The sequence below is a fragment of the Paenibacillus albiflavus genome (genome assembly GCF_004344915.1).
Classification (GTDB): domain Bacteria; phylum Bacillota; class Bacilli; order Paenibacillales; family NBRC-103111; genus Paenibacillus_AM; species Paenibacillus_AM albiflavus.
This window is the reverse complement of the sequence record NZ_SKFG01000038.1, coordinates 21089-42853: the sequence shown is the minus strand read 5'-3', so window position 1 is coordinate 42853 and position 21765 is coordinate 21089. Positions and strand designations below refer to the sequence as shown.

At 42.0% G+C, this 21765-nt stretch carries 25 protein-coding genes and 4 tRNA genes; 14 read left to right on the top strand and 15 right to left on the bottom strand.

All coding sequences use genetic code 11. The features are described 5' to 3' along the window. Positions 1–66: 66 nt before the first annotated feature. The 8 genes from E0485_RS22315 (at position 67) to E0485_RS22280 (ending at position 3082) form a co-directional block, all read left to right on the top strand. Positions 67–138, top strand: a tRNA-Val gene (locus E0485_RS22315). Positions 139–344: 206 nt separating this feature from the next. Then, positions 345–536 (top strand): DUF6199 family natural product biosynthesis protein, encoded by a 192-nt coding sequence (locus tag E0485_RS25825; RefSeq protein ID WP_132420272.1) that lies wholly within the window; start codon positions 345–347, stop codon positions 534–536. 259 nt (positions 537–795) lie between these two features. Next, positions 796–1383, top strand: a complete 588-nt coding sequence (locus E0485_RS22305; RefSeq protein ID WP_132420271.1) for a TetR/AcrR family transcriptional regulator — start codon at positions 796–798, stop codon at positions 1381–1383. A gap of 53 nt (positions 1384–1436) precedes the next feature. Continuing rightward, positions 1437–1673 (top strand): hypothetical protein, encoded by a 237-nt coding sequence (locus E0485_RS22300; RefSeq protein WP_132420270.1) that lies wholly within the window; start codon positions 1437–1439, stop codon positions 1671–1673. Positions 1674–1683: 10 nt separating this feature from the next. Then, on the top strand, positions 1684–1926 hold the full coding sequence (locus E0485_RS22295; protein WP_132420269.1) for a hypothetical protein: 243 nt from the start codon (positions 1684–1686) through the stop codon (positions 1924–1926). A gap of 34 nt (positions 1927–1960) precedes the next feature. Then, positions 1961–2146 carry a cysteine-rich KTR domain-containing protein gene (locus E0485_RS22290; RefSeq protein WP_456238551.1) on the top strand — a complete coding sequence of 62 codons (186 nt, stop codon included), beginning with the start codon at positions 1961–1963 and terminating at the stop codon, positions 2144–2146. Positions 2147–2360: 214 nt separating this feature from the next. Next, positions 2361–2603, top strand: coding sequence for a 3-dehydroquinate dehydratase (locus tag E0485_RS22285; protein ID WP_132420267.1), 243 nt, complete (start codon positions 2361–2363; stop codon positions 2601–2603). A gap of 221 nt (positions 2604–2824) precedes the next feature. Beyond that, a complete protein-coding gene (locus E0485_RS22280) occupies positions 2825–3082 on the top strand; it encodes a phosphatidylinositol kinase (RefSeq protein WP_235857673.1) in 258 nt (85 codons plus the stop codon). 28 nt (positions 3083–3110) lie between these two features. Here the strand turns inward: E0485_RS22280 and E0485_RS22275 are convergent, their stop codons facing one another. Further along, entirely contained in the window at positions 3111–4463 is a 1353-nt protein-coding gene (locus E0485_RS22275) for a Na+/H+ antiporter NhaC family protein (RefSeq protein WP_132420265.1), read from the bottom strand. 124 nt (positions 4464–4587) lie between these two features. Between E0485_RS22275 and E0485_RS22270 the strand changes: the two genes are divergently transcribed. Continuing rightward, entirely contained in the window at positions 4588–5760 is a 1173-nt protein-coding gene (locus E0485_RS22270) for a hypothetical protein (RefSeq protein WP_132420264.1), read from the top strand. Positions 5761–5938: 178 nt separating this feature from the next. Here E0485_RS22270 and E0485_RS22265 read toward each other — a convergent pair. The 4 genes from E0485_RS22265 to E0485_RS25250 form a co-directional block, all read right to left on the bottom strand. Then, positions 5939–6024, bottom strand: a tRNA-Leu gene (locus E0485_RS22265). Position 6025: 1 nt separating this feature from the next. Then, positions 6026–6102 (bottom strand) — tRNA-Ile (locus tag E0485_RS22260). 53 nt (positions 6103–6155) lie between these two features. Continuing rightward, a tRNA-Met gene (locus E0485_RS22255) sits at positions 6156–6232 on the bottom strand. A gap of 74 nt (positions 6233–6306) precedes the next feature. Beyond that, entirely contained in the window at positions 6307–6471 is a 165-nt protein-coding gene (locus tag E0485_RS25250; RefSeq protein ID WP_165921264.1) for a hypothetical protein, read from the bottom strand. 180 nt (positions 6472–6651) lie between these two features. Here E0485_RS25250 and E0485_RS22250 point away from each other — a divergent pair, with 180 nt between their 5' ends. The 3 genes from E0485_RS22250 to E0485_RS22240 all read left to right on the top strand — a co-directional run bounded on the left by E0485_RS22250 (position 6652) and on the right by E0485_RS22240 (position 8909). Next, the gene (locus E0485_RS22250; RefSeq protein ID WP_132420263.1) at positions 6652–7167 is read left to right on the top strand and encodes a 2'-5' RNA ligase family protein; all 516 of its coding nucleotides are present in this window, start codon (positions 6652–6654) and stop codon (positions 7165–7167) included. A gap of 95 nt (positions 7168–7262) precedes the next feature. After that, positions 7263–8639, top strand: coding sequence for a dipeptidase (locus E0485_RS22245; RefSeq protein ID WP_132420262.1), 1377 nt, complete (start codon positions 7263–7265; stop codon positions 8637–8639). Between the two features lie 18 nt (positions 8640–8657). After that, entirely contained in the window at positions 8658–8909 is a 252-nt protein-coding gene (locus tag E0485_RS22240) for a hypothetical protein (RefSeq protein ID WP_132420261.1), read from the top strand. 67 nt (positions 8910–8976) lie between these two features. Here the strand turns inward: E0485_RS22240 and E0485_RS22235 are convergent, their stop codons facing one another. The 8 genes from E0485_RS22235 to pyrR all read right to left on the bottom strand — a co-directional run bounded on the left by E0485_RS22235 (position 8977) and on the right by pyrR (position 19025). Continuing rightward, a complete protein-coding gene (locus tag E0485_RS22235) occupies positions 8977–10161 on the bottom strand; it encodes an S-layer homology domain-containing protein (RefSeq protein ID WP_132420260.1) in 1185 nt (394 codons plus the stop codon). Positions 10162–10305: 144 nt separating this feature from the next. After that, complete coding sequence (gene pyrE, locus E0485_RS22230) at positions 10306–10950, bottom strand: orotate phosphoribosyltransferase (protein ID WP_132420259.1); 645 nt, start codon at positions 10948–10950, stop codon at positions 10306–10308. Positions 10951–10979: 29 nt separating this feature from the next. Beyond that, positions 10980–11717: an orotidine-5'-phosphate decarboxylase gene (gene pyrF, locus E0485_RS22225; RefSeq protein ID WP_132420280.1), complete on the bottom strand. Its 738-nt coding sequence runs from the start codon at positions 11715–11717 to the stop codon at positions 10980–10982. Between the two features lie 126 nt (positions 11718–11843). Continuing rightward, positions 11844–15056 carry a carbamoyl-phosphate synthase large subunit gene (gene carB, locus E0485_RS22220; protein WP_132420258.1) on the bottom strand — a complete coding sequence of 1071 codons (3213 nt, stop codon included), beginning with the start codon at positions 15054–15056 and terminating at the stop codon, positions 11844–11846. After that, positions 15043–16215, bottom strand: a complete 1173-nt coding sequence (gene carA / locus E0485_RS22215) for a glutamine-hydrolyzing carbamoyl-phosphate synthase small subunit (RefSeq protein ID WP_132420257.1) — start codon at positions 16213–16215, stop codon at positions 15043–15045. Before carA ends, carB begins: the two co-directional genes overlap by 14 nt. Before the next feature lie 35 nt (positions 16216–16250). Continuing rightward, positions 16251–17537, bottom strand: a complete 1287-nt coding sequence (locus E0485_RS22210; RefSeq protein ID WP_132420256.1) for a dihydroorotase — start codon at positions 17535–17537, stop codon at positions 16251–16253. 22 nt (positions 17538–17559) lie between these two features. Beyond that, on the bottom strand, positions 17560–18477 hold the full coding sequence (locus tag E0485_RS22205; protein ID WP_207911037.1) for an aspartate carbamoyltransferase catalytic subunit: 918 nt from the start codon (positions 18475–18477) through the stop codon (positions 17560–17562). 2 nt (positions 18478–18479) lie between these two features. Further along, complete coding sequence (gene pyrR, locus E0485_RS22200; protein ID WP_132420255.1) at positions 18480–19025, bottom strand: bifunctional pyr operon transcriptional regulator/uracil phosphoribosyltransferase PyrR; 546 nt, start codon at positions 19023–19025, stop codon at positions 18480–18482. A 56-nt stretch (positions 19026–19081) separates the two neighbouring features. Between pyrR and E0485_RS22195 the strand changes: the two genes are divergently transcribed. Continuing rightward, positions 19082–19294 carry a hypothetical protein gene (locus E0485_RS22195; protein ID WP_132420254.1) on the top strand — a complete coding sequence of 71 codons (213 nt, stop codon included), beginning with the start codon at positions 19082–19084 and terminating at the stop codon, positions 19292–19294. 1 nt (position 19295) lies between these two features. Here E0485_RS22195 and E0485_RS22190 read toward each other — a convergent pair whose 3' ends face one another. Next, positions 19296–20276 carry an RluA family pseudouridine synthase gene (locus E0485_RS22190; protein WP_132420253.1) on the bottom strand — a complete coding sequence of 327 codons (981 nt, stop codon included), beginning with the start codon at positions 20274–20276 and terminating at the stop codon, positions 19296–19298. After that, positions 20269–20799 (bottom strand): signal peptidase II, encoded by a 531-nt coding sequence (gene lspA / locus E0485_RS22185; protein WP_235857672.1) that lies wholly within the window; start codon positions 20797–20799, stop codon positions 20269–20271. Before lspA ends, E0485_RS22190 begins: the two co-directional genes overlap by 8 nt. Positions 20800–20895: 96 nt before the next feature. On the opposite strand from lspA, the gene E0485_RS22180 reads away from it, so the two are divergent. Beyond that, complete coding sequence (locus E0485_RS22180; protein WP_132420251.1) at positions 20896–21624, top strand: TraR/DksA C4-type zinc finger protein; 729 nt, start codon at positions 20896–20898, stop codon at positions 21622–21624. Positions 21625–21765: the final 141 nt, after the last annotated feature.

The following is a 21765-nucleotide window of genomic DNA, read 5'->3' as shown; positions in this document are numbered from 1 at the left end:
TTTATCCAAATTATTGTTGAACAAGCTTGAAATACTATCTACTATATGATATATTGGAAAAACTGAAGGATGATAACTCAGCGGGAGAGTGCTACCTTGACAGGGTAGAAGTCGCGGGTTCGATCCCCGCTCGTCCTATACCGAAGAAGCCTTGTTTATTAAGGGCTTCTTTTTTTGTGTAAACAATTAAATGTATATATCCCTTTCAGCCCTTGCTATACGAAATTAGTTACTTGCGATAGATTCATAGCTAAGCGCTCCTAATATAGGAGAGGTCTTAGCCTCTACTTAGTTTGAAACATTCCCCTTCAATACCGCGTATATAGCACTAAGGAGTTGATATCATGGGCTTTTTTATATTTCTGTTTGTTGCTTTAAGCTTGCTTAATATCATCTTTCCGAAAGCTGGATGGTATATGCGCTATGGATGGACCTTTAAAGGTAATGTTGAACCTAGCGATGCTTACCTACTTATGACACGTATTACATCGGCTGTTGTTTTAGTTATATTCATAATAATTATTTCGAGTTGGTAACGAGGTGGTGCTAACCTCCCTACCCTCTTTATCTCCCCTGGTTATGGCCTTGTGGAGCCCACTACAGATTATCGCTGAGAGCCCTTGCGTAGCAAGGGTTCTTTTCTTTTGGTATAACCTCATGAAGCACACTACTTTTGAAGTTTTGCAAAAATGGTTATTAAACTACTTGCCAAATCAAGGATATGTATTATAATTATATTGTGAACCAATTCATAAAAATATTCACAGTATACGAAAAAAAAGGAGATTGTGACTAATGGCTAAGGGTCCAAAAGGTTTTTCAGATACAGAAAAAGACGAACTGAGGATTAAGCTATGTTTGGAATGTGAACATAGTTGGGCATTACATGGATACAAGAAAACAAGTATCGGCGAATTGACCGCAAAGATTGGAATATCAACAGGCGCATTTTACTTACTGTATTCTTCAAAAGAAGATTTATTTTGTGAAACTTTGGAACGCGTACAGGACAGATTGAAAAATGGATTATGGGAAATTGTTGGTGGTGAAAAAGGAAAAGCAGGATTTATAAAAGCTATGGTATGGCATTTTCAAGAATATGATAAATACCCCTTTTTATACAATTCGGCTACTCCTGACTTCTTGGCTTTTTTGAATAAGCTGCCTAAAGACCGTATAGAAAAATTAAAGTTTGATAGTGCATCTTTTTTCTACGATACGATTGGGCTTGCTGACCTTACTCTAAAAGCTGATAAAGAGAAAGCTTACGCTGTAATAAGCACCTTGTTATTGACAGTGACTTTAAAAGAAAGATTTACTTATGACCGTTTTGAGATATTTGAATTTCTCTTAAATAGTGTCATTGATGAACTGTTTGAATAGTACGATTGCAATACTCAAACGTAAATATGAAAAAGTGAAGGAGTTAATTAAAAATGATAGGTGAACTATTTGGAAAAATTATCGACTTTTTAAAAAGTACAGCGCCAATAACAATCGTTTCAAATATAGCAATTTGTGTAATATTGATCATTGTAGGACTTGTATTATTGTCGAAAAAGCAACAACAAACTAATGCGAAGAAAATTGGTGGATGGGTTTGTGTGTCCACTTCCATTCTAGCATTTGTTGGGGCTGTATCGAATTGGATTTTCTCGTATGTAATATTCTGAGGTGGTGAAAATGATGGTTGATAAAATGTATGGCGTTATGGATTCAGCATGTGAAAAAGCAAGCAATGTTACAGGTAAATCGATTAAATTTCCAAGACCAAGTAAACGCGCATTACAAATCAGTGCATTAACGAATGGATTAGTAGGCGTAGGCTTTACATTATTCGGTGTTTTATCACCCTATAAATGGATAATACTATTAGGAGCTTTAGGTCTTATAAACAGTTTTATCGTGTTTCGTCAAACGAAATAAAAAAGTCAGATGACAAATATAATGGGGGATATTGGTGGAAGTAGGATGGATATTATGTCCTGTTTGTGCGAATAAAACTCGGCTTAAAGTACGAGAAGATACAATACTATACAACTTCCCTCTATTCTGTCCGAAGTGCAAACAAGAAACAATCATCACAGTACGACAACTCAATATATCAGTTATTAAAGAGCCAGACGCTAAGACGCAGAGCCGATGAAATGTGAGTAATAATCACGAATCATCGGCTCTTTTTCGCCCCCCCTCTCCTATATCCCCTACTTTCAAAATGTAGGGGATTTTGTATTTCTGCTTGTATTCGCCGAAGTTCTCTTATTTTTGCTACACTTTAACTTTTCTTTATAATTCCTTAAGCTTATTTTAATGTAGGCATGTTACACTATTCTCATTAATCTTAAGTATTGGAGGTACATATGAAAACTTCGACTTCAATTAAATTTCAGAACAAATCAATTCCTGTTTATATTGAACCTTCTGTAACTACTAAATCAAATGCTGTATCTCTTTTAGTTGAGACATTGAATAGAAAATTTGTATCAGGTAAGAAAGCCATCAAAAAATGTCTCGAAACTCTAGTATCTATTGAGATTGTTGGATGTGAAGCTATTCTTCATAGCAAAAGAGAATTCGATTCTTTAGCAATCTCGCTCTACTAAACTCTCAAATTCAGCAAACCAAATACAACCCCTTGAGAAATAAGCCATCCATCGACTTATTCTTCAAGGGGTATTTTCTTGTGCCATGACCCGAAATTCATTAGGCAAACGCCGCGTCCATTCTAGGTGCGTAACCATAGACTATTGTATCCTACTCATCAATCACGTTTGGAGGTATCAGAGCGCACCCACAAAGTACGTATCATATGTGCAATATGTGTATGAATCGATATGTTGGAATTCGAATGGCTGATGGTCAAGTATATGATGGTTTTATTGCTGAAGTGGATGGTCAGAATGTAACACTGGCAGTTCCTACTGAGGAAATGATGAGCTGCATGTGCGGGAGGCCAGCGCAAGATGGAACAACTGCTCGTCAATTTGGTTTTAATCCGGGTTTTTTTCCAAGACGCTTCTTCCGCACACCGTTACCGCTATTTGGTGTTACCGACTTATTCCTTCTCCCTTTCTTTCTTTAAATATAAACACAAAGCGTATAAGCCACCCTTATACGCTTTGATTCATTTGCTTAGTGGTTGTATGACTATGCCCCTTATACCAGGATACAAGGAGCGTGAGCAGCGGTAAGCTCCATAGAAATACTGTGAATACGATATATTGTTCCCAAGGAACTCCCAGAATGGTCGCACACAGAATGGTAATGAGATTCCAAGGTACAAGAGGAGCGAACACTAAGGGGCCATCTGCAACGATTCGGGAAAGATGTCCTTTCGGATATCGTTTCTCCCACAAAGGCAATAAATTACGACCTGTCATCATGATAGGCAATGTTTGTGTGCACGAAAGCATCGCGGTAATGAATCCAAAAATGGAGATCCGCCAAGTGGCATGAAGCATTGAACCCCGCTCGCCTAACAATTTTCCCATGTAGGCTTCGATCATTTTCGTTTCTTCCAATATTCCATTATAGGCTCCAGCTAGAGCGATTAGAATGACTAAATCGATCATATCGGACAAGCCCTTTGTATGCAGCGATAGGATATCAGAGGATGAATAGCCACTCCAAAGTATTTGCAGCCAGCTAAAGAATCCAATCCCCTGCCAATAAGTACCTAACACGACTGCCACTGTTGTAGACATGAGAAAGCCGTATTTAATGGGAATACGCAGCAGGATTGTGCCTAGTAGTAGAATAAGCGGTATCCATAACCATGGACTATAATGAAATAATCCCTCGTACACACTCTTTCCAACCACTAATTCATGAACTGACGCCCATTTACCTAATACATCGCTAGCTCCGTAAAATATCACGGAAATCAGATAAGCAAGCACCGTTGTTGGAAGCAAATACTTATACTGCTGCTTTACAGACATACCGGTTGAAGAGGCCACCAATCGATGCGCGGATGAGAATGGTGAAGTCCGATCCCCAACAAATGCACCTGACACGAGTGCACCAGCAACCAAGGCTAACGGAATATCCAAGTAACCAGCTATCCCGATCAAAGGGATGCCAACTGCGCTTAACGTTCCGGAAGACGTTCCTAAGATCATTGAAATCAGACTCGAGAACACAAAAGCAAATGTGACATAATAAGCAGGATTAAGCCAATCAAGCCCTGCATCAATCAGGAATGGAATCGTTCCTGACGCCGTCCATGATGGGATCAATATCCCAATGAGCACAAGGATCCAAATAACTTCTTTTGTATGCAGAATGCCTTGCTTCATTGCATGAATTAATTTTTTGGCTCCTACACCTTGTTGAATAGCTAACCCAATCAGAGCAAGCAATCCAATAATAAAACCCAGAGATAAAGAAATTCCACAGGCATATGCCCCAAGCAGACCCGAAACCGTGATCATAACAACCAAAAACAGACGTAAAGAAGACATCGGATAAGACCCCTAAACAAGTGAAATAATACAAATATTTTAGTCGATATTAACAAAAACTGAAAGACAAAACGAATCAGATACATAATTACTATGAATGGATGTATCTTAATAGGAGCCACGAATGAAAAAATTCCATAAAATGTTAGCTGCCATCACAATACTTGGTATGCTAAGTTTTCTTGTGCCTAACATGACGCTCGCTGCTCAAGTCATACAAAGCCGAAGTGACCCTACGATCTATCTGATTGTTAAATCATCGCCAGACGCTAACTTCACGACGCAGACACAGTTCCGAAGTGCAAATCTACTTAAAGAATTAAAACAGACTGCTTCGGGGCCAATTGCTCCATTAACCCTGATCGCAGATACTGTCATTCACTTTCATCATCAGAATCAAATTATTGAGTATGACGTTACCAGCAATGGGATTGTTTTTGACAGAACAAAGCATCAGATCCTACCTCTTTCGAAGAAAACAGCCGATCAATTACAAGCGGAAGTTCAGAAAATACGAAATCAACATTACGGTGAACTCATTTCTTGGGATGATCTTAGAACACAAATTCCAAAGTTTGCTAAATTCAGTATAACGGATTTAGAAACAGGACTTACCTATCAGGTACAGCGAAGAGCGGGCAGCTCACATATTGATGCTCAACCATTAACAAGTAAAGATAGCAATACCATGAAAAAAATCTATAACGACAAGTGGAGTTGGGATCGTCGCGCTGTTCTCATTCAATATAAGGACCATTCATGGGCAGGCTCCATTAACGGAATGCCGCATGGAGGTGACGGCATACCAAGCAATGATTTCAAAGGACATTTTTGCATCCATTTTAAGGGCAGCCGAACTCATAAGAACAACCACCTCGATCTCGCCCATCAGGTTATGAATTACAAGGCCGCTGGCAAATTGGAAGAATTCGTGCAGAACTTAACACCTGAGCAGATTGCTGAGCTATGGAAGTTCGCATCTAACAAGCAAGATCAAGCTATTCTAAAGGCGATTACATGGCTGGGTAATCCCGTTTATGAACTGGATGAACGTCCTGATAGTGATGCAGCTTCCGCACCTAAACGAGCTAAAAAGACCAAAAAGCAAAAGCGTAACAAACCTAAACAGAAATCAACACCAATTATAAGAGCCACTCATTCAAATTTAATTGCATTAGTGCCGGTTACATCGAACTACACCTTGCCTAACCACAAACATGTGAGAGGTACAATTTATCTCCGAATGGTGCGAACATCACCCATGGATCGTTGGGTCATTTATCAAATTGAGAAATAAAGTTAATCAACCTTGCTCGAATCATTGTGCAAGGTTCTTTTCTGCATGCAGGCAATGACCTCGGAGCCTTATTCTACCTTCTACTAATCTAGTAGCTTTACAGAAACGAAAAAAGCCTCCCATTATAAACAGGGAGACTTGACCTTATCATTCTGATAGGTTATTCGCAATCATATAATGCCGAGGACCGGAATCGAACCGGTACGGTAGTCACCTACCGCAGGATTTTAAGTCCTGTGCGTCTGCCAGTTCCGCCACCCCGGCATGGTGGGCCCTGAGGGACTCGAACCCCCGACCAATCGGTTATGAGCCGACCGCTCTAACCAACTGAGCTAAGGGCCCAAATGTTTAAATCCATATGTAAAGGGATTTAACAATTCGGATGCAAGATATGTTGGTTGCGGGGGCAGGATTTGAACCTGCGGCCTTCGGGTTATGAGCCCGACGAGCTACCGAGCTGCTCCACCCCGCGACATTTTCTCTTGCAATTAATAGCGACGCAAATAAATATACCAAGATGCCGAATTAATGTCAAGTAAAATTTATTTACAAACTAAATCGCACACCAAACCTGCCCTTTTTGGATTTATACACTTCCACTTCATGTGGGCATGCATAGCCATAGATCCACCAGTCCTCTTCCATCCTTTTGGCCAAACAGCCTGCTTGAAATTTACTATCATATAACTTTGCCCAATAAACCCAATCCATTTATCCTCACTCCATATTACTATTCGATGATGTACTTAGATTAACCTAATTTCCAAAATCTTATTGAATACATCCAATATCTACATTTTATTCGGCAAAAGTGCGAAAAGATGAAATTGTCGATATATTAATTATTAGCTATAATATGGATATGTTTAATTGTGTAGGAGGGGATTAACGATGAATTGCGGAATTGCTGTTTTTCCAACGAAAGAAGTACAAGATTTTGCGAATAGTTATCGCAAACGTTTTGACCCGCATTATAGTTTAATTAACCCACATCTTACGATTCGAGACAAAGAAGACTGGACGGATGAGCAGCTAGCTGCGGCGGTCAATCATCTGGAGATTGTTGCTGCCAGTTTTTCACCTTTTACCTTACATTTCAATCGCTTTACAAGTCTATATCCATCCACCAATACCATTATTATCGGATTAGAAGATCGCAAGTCTTTGGATCAGTTGCACGATGCTGTATGCTCTGAATCATTATGTATTGAAGATTCCATGAAGCATCTATACCATCCTTATTTAGCTATTGGACAACAGATGAGTAACGACGAGCTTCATGACGTGCTGGCTTCACTATCCAAAATCCCAGTGAATTACACATCCGAGATAGATCGTATTCATCTACTCTACCAAACAGAGAATGGTGCATGGACAACGTATCAAACCTTTAAATTCAAAGGCTAGCCCATCTATTGTTGGCTATATGTTTCTTGTTTTGCTTATTGGAACTATTTAGGGATATAATAATGGATGATTTTATTAAAGGAGATTAATCTTACATGGACAACAAACTACTTACATATTTAGCTGAGCATCGTGATGAACATATCGAACAACTCAAAAACTTAATTCGAATTCCAAGTGTAAGTGCACTCTCCAAGCATAAAGATGATATGCATGCCTGCTCACAGTGGATGGCGGATTCTCTTACCAAAGCTGGTTTAGAAAAAGTCGAAGTTATGCAAACACCGGGACATCCAATTATTTACGGTGAATGGTTGCATGCAGAAGGCAAGCCTACTATTCTGGTCTATGGACATTATGATGTGCAGCCTGCAGAGCCGCTAGAATTATGGAACTCAGATCCCTTTGAGCCGGAAACTCGCGGCGACAAACTATATGCACGTGGTGCGACAGATGACAAGGGTCAGCTGTTCATCCATGTTAAGGCAGTAGAAGCTTGGCTGCAAACATACGGAACTCTACCTGTGAACATCAAGTTCTGCATTGAAGGAGAAGAAGAGATTACTTCACCTAACCTGGCTCCATTTATTGAGCAGTATCAAGATAAATTAAGTGCGGATATCGTACTGATCTCCGACGGTCCTATTATTGCGGAAGGTCAACCTTCCATTGAATACGGTTTACGTGGTATGGCTGGATGTGAAATCAAGGTTCAAGCGTCGAACACAGACCTGCATTCAGGCTTATTTGGCGGCGGTGTACCTAATGCTATTCATGCGTTATCCGATATCCTAAGCTCCTTCCATAATGCCAATGGTGCTGTAGCGATTGATGGCTTCTATGATGGAATTGCTCCATTTACAGAACAGGAGCGTGAAGCTTCAAGCAAGCTGCCTATTAATGAGGATCAAATTCGTCAAGGTTTAGGTCTATCTTCCTTATATGGCGAAGAAGGGTATTCCTATTATGAACGCACAACCTCAAGACCAACGGTGGAGGTTACATCTGTAACTGGTGGTTTCCAAGGAGAAGGAATTAAACCGATTATTCCGAGCAAAGCATCTGCCAAAATTGCATGTCGCTTAGTTCCACCGCAAGTCCCAAGCGATATTCTTGACAAGTTAGAAGCTCACGTGATTAAAGTGTGCCCTGTTGGTGTAACTGTAACAGTCGATAAGCTGCTTCGTGGCAACCCTTATATTACACCAATTGATCACCCTGCGATTCAAGCTGCTTCAGAGGCTTATGAGTACACATACAGCAAGCCAGCTTTATACACTCGTGGTGGCGGCTCAATTCCGATTGTAGAGGTGTTCTCGCGCGTTCTAGGTGCTGCTGTTGTCTTAATGGGCTTTGGATTACCTGATGAGAATCTCCATGCCCCTAATGAGCACTTTGATCTAAGAAACTTTGACAAAGGCATTGTAACAACATGTAAATATTGGGAAAATATAGCGTCGTTGAAGGCGTAAATTAAAGGAGAAGATTCCGTGCAGCCTTATTTGGATATTATCACAATCATCGTACTAATCGTGCTTATCGTTGGCGTACCGATTCTAATTGGCAAGCTAGCCTCACCACCGACTAACAAAATTGCTCTCGTAATCGGGTTTATTGCCATTCTGTCATTCCTTGGCTATCAGCTGCTCGGAGCAGACAAAATGTTCTACCCTTTTGCCATAGCGTTAGCGATCGAATGGAGCTGGCGTTACTGGCGTGAGAAGAAAAAAACCGAAGTATAATCAATAAGTAAAAAGCCGTTCCTTCAGACAACGATTTGTCTAAGGAACGGCTTTTACTATGATTTGATTACTTGTTTTCAGGTAATTGAATCGGCTTTACTTGATTGTAATCGGAATATTGGATTTTCGTTTCGACCTCGATTAGCTTAAAAGGTAATGAATCATCAACATCATTGCGTATGGTCTGTACCCATTCGAGCTCTGTCAATAAATTGGTCTGAATATCTACATAAATCGTTCCACTAATCGTTTGGATTAGCTTCAAAGGCTTCTCTGATTTATCAAGCTCTGGAATTAACTGATTCATCGTAGTAGCGATTGGCATTGAACCAAATACTTGAATCTTATGAATCTTTTTTCCGTCAATCTCTTCTACGCCTAAACTTCTGTAAAAATAATAGCGATCATTCATTAACTTCTTCGGAATGGAAGTTTCTATTTGAGCTGCTAGCATCTGACCATAATCAAATGGTGTTGAGCCCACCCCTTTGATCCACTTAGGTAGATCTCCCTTGTCGCTAAGATCAGCATTATAGCGGCGATTAAACAACCCTTCTGGAACAACGTATTGTTCCAGAACACTTCCCTGATCGATTGTCCCATCTGAGCTCTGGATGAACGATTTCAATTGATAACCAGATTGCTTATGAATGTACACTTCCGAGCTTGTTTCAATGCTTCTGGTTATTTCTTTGGATGACTGACTCTGAGTGAGCTTGATTTGTTTAGTCTGGCTAGTATTAACCGTAACTGAAGTAATCGCTTTCATCTGTTCCATAACTTCAGTTAAATTACTCATAAGAGTTCGATCATTTAAAAGAATTTTCTCGATTAAGGATTCAGCTTGTTCTTTAGTTATCAGGTTATCGTCCCCTAATGAAACTTGAAACTCAGTTTTCATCTGGTGAATCGCCTTATCATCAGTTATACCAAGAAAACGAGCGATGATATATTCAACATCAAGAGGCTTGATGAGCTCATTCAGACGAATGGTTCCATCTGGATAACCGAATATAATTTTGCGTTCTAATAATGTGCGTATGGCCTCAGCCTCATCAGATTTCTCTTTTACATCCACAGGCAGCTTCACTGCTGTATCTTCTGGCTTTAACGTCATATGCTCAGCCAAAAGCTTAAAAAACTCACCACGGGTAAGTCCCGTTGTCTTTGCTTCAACGATACTAGGTGGAAGGAGAATACTGATACAAAGGATCAATGCTAGAATGAAAGGGGAAGACTTTATTCGGATCATATATACACCTCTCCCGATTTAACCTTATATTCAGAAATTTAATTCATTTTAGCACATTACCTCAAAGTTTGACTATACAATCATCTATTAAAACAACAAAACTCCGCACTAATGATCGTGCGGAGTACATAGATCCAATTTATTTTACACGCCAAATGTAGATGGATTCGCTCTCCAAGATTGAAGAATTTCAATATCGGATGCTTGAATTTTGCCAAGCTCTACAGCTTCTTCAATTAGCGCTGTGTAATTGGACAAGGTGTGAAGCGGCATACTTGCTTCTTTAAAGGCTTGGATCCCCTTCTCAAGCTGGTAAGAGAAGATCGCTAGTACGCCTAAAGCTTGTCCGCCTGCTTCATTCACAGCAAGAGCTGCTTTAAGAGATGAGCCGCCTGTTGAAATTAGATCTTCAATGACAACAACTTTCTGACCCGGACGAAGAACGCCTTCGATTAGGTTCTCTTTGCCATGTCCCTTCGCTTTATCACGGATGTAAATCATCGGCAAGCCTAACTTATCGGCAACCCATGCAGCATGCGGAATACCTGCAGTCGCTGTCCCTGCAATCACTTCAGCATCTGGATACAATTCTTGAACAAGTGTTGCGAATCCTGAGGCGATAAGATCACGAATCTCAGGGTAAGACATGGTAAGTCGATTGTCGCAATAGATAGGGGACTTAATACCAGAAGTCCATGTAAAAGGCTGATGTGGTCTTAAAGCCACAGCTTCAATTTTAAGTAGGGATGCTGCAATTTGCTTAGCTAGTTCATTGAGTTCACTTGTCATAACGAGTATCTCTCCTTATTATTTTCTGATTATGCGTTTACTACCGAATCAATAATGGATTCCAAAGCTTGTCTTGAATCTGAAGCTGCCGTAATTGGTCTGCCGATCACGACATAATCCGTTCCTTCTGCAAATGCTTGTGGAGGCGTCATAATGCGTGTTTGATCCCCTGCATCTAAGCCAGCTGGTCTAATTCCTGGTGTTACCGTAATAAAGTTGCTGCCGCATGCTGATTTAATGGAGTTCACTTCAAGCGGTGATGCCACAACACCATCAAGTCCTGCCTGCTGTGTCAGCTTGGCATAACGTACAACCGCATCTTCAACAGAGCCTGCTATACCAATCTCCTCATTTAGTACAGCTTGGCTAGTGGAAGTAAGCTGAGTCACTGCGATCACAATAGGTTTCACATGATTGGCAGCACCTGTCATCGCTTTATCCACGCCTTCAAGTGCATATTCCATCATCATTTTACCGCCTGCTGCGTGAATATTGAACATATCCACACCTAGTCTAGCGATGCTCTCTGATCCACACATAACTGTGTTCGGAATATCATGCATCTTCACATCCAAGAAAACTTTATAGCCGCGTTCTTTCAGCTTATGAATGAAACTTGGTCCTGCTGCATAGAAGAGCTGCATGCCGACCTTCATGTAACAAGGTATTCCGCTGAGCTGGTCAATTAATCGCTCTGCTTCAGCAGCTGTTGGATAGTCAAGCGCAACCATGATTCGACCAGCAACTTCATTCGCAGTTAAGTTCATCTTTGACATTGTAAGTACTCCTCCTTAGTTATGTTCATAACAGGAGCGGGTTACTAGGCCGCCAAGTGATAACACTTGTTCTTGTTCGCCATGTATCCCGCTCTTATTATTGTTCTTGCATCAAGATTATTTCTGATGTACTGGCATTGCTTTGGAAGTAAAATTAATCGCTTCAAGCATGTGTAGTAGTGCTCTGAAGGTATCTAAGGAAGTCAAGCATACAACGCCGTTCTCAGCAGCCTCGCGGCGAATTCTAAAGCCATCACGCTGAGGTGTCTTGCCCTTCGTTAGTGTGTTTACTACAAAATGCGCTTGACCGCTGCGAATCAAATCTAGAATGTTAGGAGAGCCTTCGCTTAGCTTATTAACAGTCGCTACACGCAAGCCTGCTTCTTCGAACGCTTGAGCTGTACCGCCAGTAGCGATAAGTTTGTAGCCCAAGCTTTGGAAGCCACGGAAGATCTCAATTGCTTCTTCTTTATCTTTATCTGCGATAGTCGCGATGATATTGCCTGTTGGAGGTATTTTCATACCAGAGCCAATTAAGCCTTTGTAAAGTGCCTTCGCAAAGTTTGCGTCGCGGCCCATTACTTCACCAGTTGATTTCATTTCAGGTCCTAGTGTTGTATCTACACGACGCAGCTTAGCGAATGAGAACACAGGAACCTTGACAGATACACAATCATCTTCAGGCCATAAACCTGTTGAGTAGCCCATGTCAGATAGCTTCTGACCCATGATAACACGAGTTGCTACATTTGCCATAGGGATATTCGTAACTTTCGATAAGAAAGGAACGGTTCTGGATGAACGCGGGTTAACTTCGATCACATACACTTCATCGTTGTAGATAACGAATTGAATGTTAACAAGACCGATTACTTTCAGCTCGCGTGAAATTTTGACTGTGATATCGATAATCTTCTGTTTGATATCCTCGCTTAGAGATTGTGGAGGATATACGGCGATAGAGTCACCAGAGTGAACACCTGCGCGCTCAATATGTTCCATGATACCTGGGATTAATACCGTATCCAAATCGCAGATGGCATCTACTTCTACCTCTTTACCCAGCATATAGCGGTCAATGAGGACAGGATGCTCAGGATTAATTTTTACAGCATATTCCATGTAGCTTAGCAACTCTTCGTCGGAGTAAACGATCTCCATGGCACGTCCACCTAGTACGTAGGAAGGACGCACAAGCACCGGATAGCCAAACTGAGAAGCTGTACCAACTGCTTGATCAACCGATGTTACGGTTCCACCTGGTGGTTGAGCAATATTCAGGTTCGTAAGCAATGCTTCGAATCTCTTACGATCTTCAGCTGTATCGATACTTTCTAAATCAGAACCTAGAATTCTCACACCCGCTTTAGATAATGGTGCAGCTAAGTTAATTGCCGTTTGACCACCGAACTGAACGATTACCCCAATTGGCTGTTCACGCTCGATGATGTTCATGACATCTTCAAAGAATAACGGTTCGAAGTAGAGTCTATCTGATGTATTAAAGTCCGTCGATACGGTCTCAGGATTATTGTTAATAATTACTGCTTCATAGCCTGCTGCTTGAATAGCCCATACAGCATGTACAGTGGAGTAGTCAAACTCGATCCCTTGTCCGATCCGAATAGGTCCAGAACCAAGCACGATTACTTTCTGTTTGGCTGATTCCATTACTTCATCTTCTTGTTCATATGTGGAGTAATAGTATGGTGTTGTAGCTTCAAACTCAGCTGCGCAAGTATCAACCATCTTGTATACTGGCTTGATGCCTTGAGCAATGCGTCCCGTACGAATGTCTGCCTCGTTCGTATTCGAGTGAAGTCCCGCAAGAGTACGGATTTCTGCGATCGCACGATCAGTGAAGCCCATACGTTTAGCTTGCAGAAGCAGCTCAGGTGACAGCTCATCAGCTTTAAGCTGCTCCTCGAACTGAATCATGGAGTATAGCTTCTGCAAGAACCACCAGTCAATGTTCGTTAAATCATGCAATTGTTCAATCGTATAGCCACGACGATAAGCCTCTGCAATCAGGAACAAGCGCTCATCATCTGGCTTTTGCAATCTAGATTCAAGTGTTTCTTGATCAATTAGATCGGTTTCCTTCAAGAACAGACGGTGTACGCCGATTTCGAGTGAACGAATCGCTTTGTGTATCGATTCTTCGAATGTACGACCGATCGCCATGACTTCACCAGTTGCTTTCATCTGTGTACCTAGCTTACGATTCGCAGATGTAAATTTATCGAATGGCCAGCGAGGAATTTTGGAAACGATATAATCCAGTGTTGGCTCAAAGCATGCATAGGTTTGTCCTGTAACAGGGTTAACAATTTCATCCAGTGTATAGCCGATTGCAATCTTGGCAGCCATCTTCGCAATTGGGTAACCAGTTGCTTTTGATGCAAGTGCAGATGAACGACTCACACGTGGATTCACTTCGATTACATAATATTGGAATGATTGCGGATCAAGCGCAAACTGTACGTTGCATCCACCTTCAATGTTTAGCGCACGAATAATTTTGAGTGATGCTGCGCGCAGCATCTGGTATTCACGATCAGAAAGCGTTTGGCTAGGCGCTACTACGATAGAATCGCCTGTGTGCACTCCTACAGGATCGAAGTTCTCCATGTTGCAGACAACAATACAGTTGTCGTTCGCATCACGCATAACCTCGTACTCAACTTCCTTCATACCTGCGATACTTCTCTCAATCAAACATTGTCCAATTGGGGAGTAACGGATACCTGACTTCACAATTTCAACAAGCTCATCCATGTTGTCACAGATACCGCCACCAGTACCACCAAGTGTATATGCAGGACGTACGATGATTGGGAAACCAATCTCATTTGCAAAATCAACCGCTTCTTCTACAGTAGTTACAATCGTGCTATCTGGAACTGGTTGCTCAAGCTCTCGCATCAGATCACGGAATAAATCGCGATCCTCTGCTTTCTCAATTGCCATCAATTGTGTTCCAAGCAATTTCACGTTCTCAGCTTCAAGCACGCCTGCACGCGCTAGCTCAACTGCCATGTTCAGTCCTGTTTGACCTCCTAGAGTTGGAAGTAAGCCGTCAGGACGCTCTTGACGAATGATTTGAGTTACGAAATCAAGCGTAATCGGTTCGATATAAACCTTATCAGCCATATTCGTATCTGTCATGATGGTTGCAGGATTGGAGTTGATTAGGACAACTTCCATCCCTTCTTCTTTTAATGCTTGACAGGCCTGTGTTCCCGCATAGTCGAATTCTGCAGCCTGACCAATTACAATTGGACCAGAGCCGATCACTAGTATTTTTTTCAGTTCATTATTTTTGGGCATAGTGAAGTTCTCCTTTTGCAGTTTGTGTTTTATTGTTTGCTTGCCAAGCTGCCAGCATTTGCGATTGGCGAGGTGCTTCAGGATGCTGCTTCTTGAACTCACGAATCATCTTGATGAAATCATCGAACAGATAGGATGAATCGAATGGCCCTGGTGCAGCCTCTGGGTGATATTGCACGGAGAATGCTGCATGCTTGCTATGACGCAGACCTTCAATCGTTTTATCATTGTTGTTGATATGAGTAACAACTAATTCAGTACCTTTAACCGAATCTTCATTTACGGTGTAGCCATGGTTTTGCGATGTGATGTAGCAGCGACCTGATTCCAGATCTTTGACTGGATGGTTGCCACCACGATGACCAAACTTAAGCTTCTCTGTATCAGCACCACATGAAAGTGCGAATAGTTGATGTCCTAAGCAGATACCGAAGATCGGGTACTCGCCTAGAAGATCCTGAATCATTTTAACGCCATGCGGAACATCTTTCGGGTCCCCAGGGCCATTCGATAGTAGAATGCCATCTGGCGATAAGCGACGAATTTCATCTGCAGTCGTGTCATGTGGAACAACCACTACATCACAGCCACGCTTAGACAGATCACGGACAATTCCGCTCTTTGCACCGTAGTCCACTAGCACGATACGCTCATTGGAACCTGGTGCGCTGAATACATTTTTAGTCGATACGCGTGATACTTGATCCGTCATCAAGTTATCTTTATTCAGCATTTGCTTCAGCTCTTCTACTGAGCAATCCTCAGTCGATAGCAAGCCTTTCATTACCCCATGCTGGCGGATTTTACGAGTCAACATTCTTGTATCTATATCTGAAATACCTAGAATACCATATTCTTTAAGCAGATAATCCAGCGTAAACTGAGATCTCCAGTTACTTGGGGATTCCTCATGCTGTCTAACAACGAACCCGTGGATGAATGGACGAATCGATTCAAAATCATCACGTGTGATCCCGTAGTTTCCGATTAGTGGATAAGTCATTGTTACGATTTGCCCACAGTAAGAAGGATCTGAAAGTACCTCTTGGTATCCAGTAATTCCAGTATTGAATACAACCTCACCGACAGAATTGCCTTCTGCGCCGAATGATTTTCCGACAAATAGAGTGCCGTCTTCAAGTAGTAATTTTGCCTGCATTTTCGCTTCAGCTCCTTTTATATATCTACCCTAACTTATTCGGACCAAACTACCTTACCGCCCACCATCGTCATAGCAGGCCAACCTTTGAGCTTCCAACCTGTGAATGGTGTATTGCGTCCTTTACTTAAGAACTCATCTGGTTGAACGGCTTTTTCTGTTTCTAAATCGATAATTGTCAGATCTGCTTCTTGACCTTCAGCAAGCTTGCCCCAAGGTAAGCCGAACACTTCAGCAGGCTTGACCGTCATTTTATCGAGCAAGAAAGCAAGCGTCCATCGACCTGTCGCAACGAACTTCGTATACATCAGTGGAAAAGCAGTTTCAAGTCCCACGATTCCAAATGGAGCAGCCTGCATGCCTTTGGCTTTCTCTTCCTCACTGTGTGGCGCATGATCCGTTACGATGATGTCAATCGTTCCATCCTCTACTGCTTGAATCATGGCTTCTACGTCTTTTGCGGAGCGAAGAGGTGGATTCATTTTCCAATTAGCATCCATCTCAGGAATATCTTCCTCAGATAGTATCAAGTGATGTGGGCAAACTTCGCCAGTCACATGAACACCAACTGCCTTACCTTGTCTAATCAGTCGTACCGATTGCTCAGTTGATACATGACACACATGGTAGTGAACGCCTGTTGCTTCAGCTAGTAGAACGTCACGTCCCACATGAATTGCCTCGGACTCATTTGGAATCCCTTTAAGACCATGCTTGGTAGCAAAAGACCCCTCAGCGACAGGTGCGCCTACAACAAGCGACTCATCTTCACAGTGTGCGATGATAGGCATGTCCAGCGATTTCGCTAAGCTCATCGCATTTTTCATCATCTGGGCGTTCTGCACACCTACGCCATCGTCTGTAAAGCCGATTGCTCCAGCTTGCTTCATCGCTATAAAATCTGTAAGCTCGCGACCAAGCTCATTCACTGTAATGCTTCCGTATGGTAGAACACGTACGCCGTTGCCTTCTGTCTCTGCTTTATCTAGAACTAATTGTATCGTTTCTGGTGTGCCCAGAATCGGTCTTGTATTCGGCATACAAGCGATTGTTGTAAATCCTCCGCGTGCTGCGGATCTTGTTCCTGTTGCAATTGTTTCTTTATATTCAAAGCCAGGCTCTCGCAAATGTACGTGCATATCGATTAAGCCTGACGATACTAGCTTACCTGCAGCGTCAATAATTTCATGACCATCTGTATCAAGTGATTGACGATCATCTGAAGTTATTGCAGTAATTTTTCCATCATCTACCAAAATATGTTTCATAACTTGCTTATTATCAGCTTCGACTACCATTCCATTTACGATCCAAGTACCCATGCTTACCCTCCGTTTGTATGTCTTAGTTATGAAGTGCGCGTTCTACTACAGCCATTCGAATTGGTACACCGTGACTCATTTGAGCAAAGATATGTGACTTGGGATGCTCAACTAGCTCATCATCAATCTCTACATTGCGGTTCACTGGTGCAGGATGCATGATAATCGCATGCGGTGCCATCTTTGCTGCTCGTTCTACCGTCATACCGTACTGTGCACGATATTCTTCAGCAGAGCGGATCATACCTTGATCATGACGTTCAAGCTGTACGCGGAGCATCATGACGACATCTGAGCGAAGTGCTTCTTCAATCGTTACATAGGGTGCAAAAGCTTCTAATTCTTTGGCACGCATATTTTCTGGTGCGCATAGACGTACTTGTGCACCCATCGCTTGAAGCGCCCACAAGTTAGATCTTGCTACGCGACTGTGCTGAATATCTCCTACGATGGAGACGGTAAGTCCTTTGATGTGTCCAAAATGCTTGCGCATTGTATATAAGTCTAGCAATGCTTGCGTTGGGTGCTCATTATTGCCATCTCCTGCATTAATGAGTGGAACTTTGATTTTGTTTGCCATTTCGGCAAGTAGACCAATTGGCTTCAGCCTGATAACCGCTGCATCGATGCCCATCGATTCTACCGTTCGAACTGTATCGTAGATGGATTCGCCTTTCTGAACAGATGATTCTGCCGCTGAGAAGTTAATCACTTCCGTACCTAATCTTTTCTCTGCGATTTCGAATGATGTGCGTGTACGAGTGGAGTTCTCAAAAAATAAGTTTGCTACAAATTTTCCGTTAAGCACTTTAGCAACCTTCTCAGGATAGTTCTCCCAATATGCTGCACGATCCAAGATGCTCGTTATCTCTTCTGCACTCATTCCTCTTAATCCTAGCAGATGCTGTCCTGTTCCTAACTTCGCCTCTACGATACTCATCGTTAATTCCCCCTAAGCTGTTGTATCATAACTGCATCTTGTTCATCGATTTCAGATAGCAATACTTCAATTTTCTCCGTCTTGGAAGTAGGCACGTTCTTCCCTACATAATCCGGACGAATCGGAAGCTCGCGATGTCCTCGATCGACTAGCACTGCAAGCTGTATCATTTCAGGTCTTCCCAAATCAATCAGCGCATCCATTGCTGCTCTGACGGTTCTCCCTGTGTACAGCACATCATCGACTAGTATTATTTTCTTTTGCTCGATCTGTAAGGAACCCCCATGATAAACTTCCTCAACAGAGTCCACCTTCACACGATCATCGCGATAAGAAGTAATATCGATCTCTCCCACCGGAAGTGATACGCCTTCGATTTCCGCGATTAAGGCCGCAATTCTTCTTGCTAAGTAGATCCCGCGAGTGCGTATGCCGATTAGAATACAATCATCAACGCCTTTGTTCTTTTCCAAGATTTCGTGAGAAATACGAGTCAGTGCTCTACGAATTGCCATTTGATCCATTAATGCATGTTTGCTTTCTGCCAAAGATTTCTCCTCCTTGAATAAGAAAAGCCCTTGCCATTCAGAGGCAAGGGCTGGTCATGTACAGATATAGACTTGTGTTCATCAACTATGTGAAGATATTGATTGGCACAAAGCTTCATTGGTTGCCTACTTCCTGCTCGCGAGCATGGAGAGTGGACATTCCATCTGTTCTGATCGTTTACCTTGCCAGCCTCTCTGGACTGAATTTAAAGGTACTATTCGATTTGTTAAAGATTATCGCACTTGAAGCGACAAATGTCAACATTTAAATCATCGTAATCTTAAAGACTCGAGCAGCTTATCCATGTCTTCAGGAATAGGAGCTTCAAAATGCATGTATTCTTCAGTACGCGGATGAATAAATCCTAGAACAGCCGCATGCAGAGCTTGTCCGCCTTCCATCGTTATGCGCTGAACACTCTTGGTACGACCATAGGATGGGTCCCCAACTAAAGCATGCCCGATGAATTTCATGTGCACACGAATTTGGTGCGTACGTCCAGTCTCAAGCTTAAGCTCTACAAGCGTACAATCTCCAAATCGCTCAATCACAGAAAAATGGGTCACTGCATGTTTGGCATTTCGCTCTGTAACCATAAATAGCTTGCGATCATTCGGATCGCGACCGATAGGCGCATCTATGGTCCCCTGCTCATGGGCAAGATTCCCCTGAACAAGCGCAATATACTTGCGTGTAATCGAATGATCCTTGAACTGCGCTGCTAAATGAGCATGCGCCTTGTCATTCTTCGCGGCAATTATGAGACCCGAAGTATCCTTGTCAATACGATGCACAATTCCAGGTCGCATAATACCATTAATTCCTGATAAATCTTTACAATGATATAACAGAGCATTCACTAACGTTCCACTGTGATGACCAACTGCCGGGTGCACAACTAGACCACGTTGTTTATTGACAACAATCACATCTTCATCCTCGTAGACGACTTCAATTGGAATTGCTTCAGGCCTAATATCCGTAGGCTCAGGATCAGGAATACGGAGTGCAACCTGATCACCTTCGGCTAACTTAAGATTAGGCTTAACCACTTTCCCGTTAACCTTCACATGCCCGTCTTTTATCCATAGCTGAACCTGAGTTCTGGACACATCATCCAAGCTTTCAGCCAAGAACTTGTCCATCCGTTCTCCTGCCGCTGACTCTTCAATGATCCATTGCTGCGATGACTCTTCATTCACTTCTTCATACATATCATCATGAATATCTGGATTGATTGAATTATTCATTCTCGCTCCTTCTAGCTTCTTGCTGTCTGTTTTCTTTACTTTCTTGCCTCCATGCGAGCAGCGTATCCAGCACAAACAGGATACCACCCACCACAATTGCACAGTCCGCGACATTAAAAATCGCAAATTCATAATTCACATGCTTGCCAAGCAAATCAAAAATAAACGTGAAATGGAAAAAATCAGTAACCTCTCCTGCTAGCAATCGATCGATAAAGTTCCCACTTGCTCCACCAAGAATCAAGCTTAAGGCAATAGGGAGCAAGCGCTTGCCTGATCGTATTGTTCGGTACAGGAAAATAATGATCCCAACGATTACAACAATTGTAATCGTGATAAAAAACCAGCGTTGATCCTGCAATATGCCAAATGCAGCCCCGCGATTACGATGGGAAGTCAATTGAAAGAACTGATCACCCAGAACGGAAATGGATTCATCCAATGTCATATATTCACGCACTAACCACTTGGATAGCTGGTCAATAATAATGACAATGGCTGCGATCACGAAATAAATAAGCAAAATAGGCGCCCCCTTATTTACCATACTAAAATGAAACGGTGAAGACCACAATACTTATAAGGTTACATCAAAAGAAGGGAGCTGCACAACAATATTATGCAACATTTAACGGATCAAGAGCTCCTAGAGCTGCGCAATTGGCTCTTAAATGAACAACAAGATTTTGAAAATCGCGCTCGCAATAATCAATCATTTGGATTATCCACCTCACTACGTGATAATATAGGTGAACTTTCTGCATACGATAATCATCCGGGCGATATCGCCACCGAAACTTACGAACGTGAGAAAGATATTGCTTTGAATGAGAATGCTGAGATGCATATGGAAGAAATTGATAAAGCACTTTCAGCCATAAATCAAGGAACTTATGGAATTTGTTTAACCTGCAAGAAACCAATCTCCTTTGAACGATTGCAAGCAATCCCAACCACATTATATTGTAAGGAACATACCCTAAGCCGAATAACTTCTGATCGAAGACCCGTTGAAGAACAAGTGACAGGTATTTCTTATGGAAGAGTTGGTTTGGATGAATCGCCAGAGCTGAATGCCTTTGACAGTGAGGACACCTGGCAGATTGTTGAAAGCTGGGGCACATCGAACACCCCTGCTATGTCAGATAATCGTGAAGTTACTAGCTACGACGAAATGTCTACTGAGGCGGATGAGAATGACGGTTTCGTCGAATCCTTCGAAAGCTTCCTTGCAACCGATATGTACGGTAAACAATTAACCGTCATCCGCAACAAGAAATATTATGATTATATGCATAACGGAGAAGGCGACCCGCTCCTCGAACCAGATCAAATGGAAATGGAATAAGATTAGTTTAATTAGGAAACGAGCTATTCCCTAAGGTATAGCTCGTTTTTTATTTGTATTATAGAATTTATATTTTTTATGTCATAAATTCTAAGTAATACCTTGAGAAACGCATCCGTCCTTAATGATGGAGAATCCGCT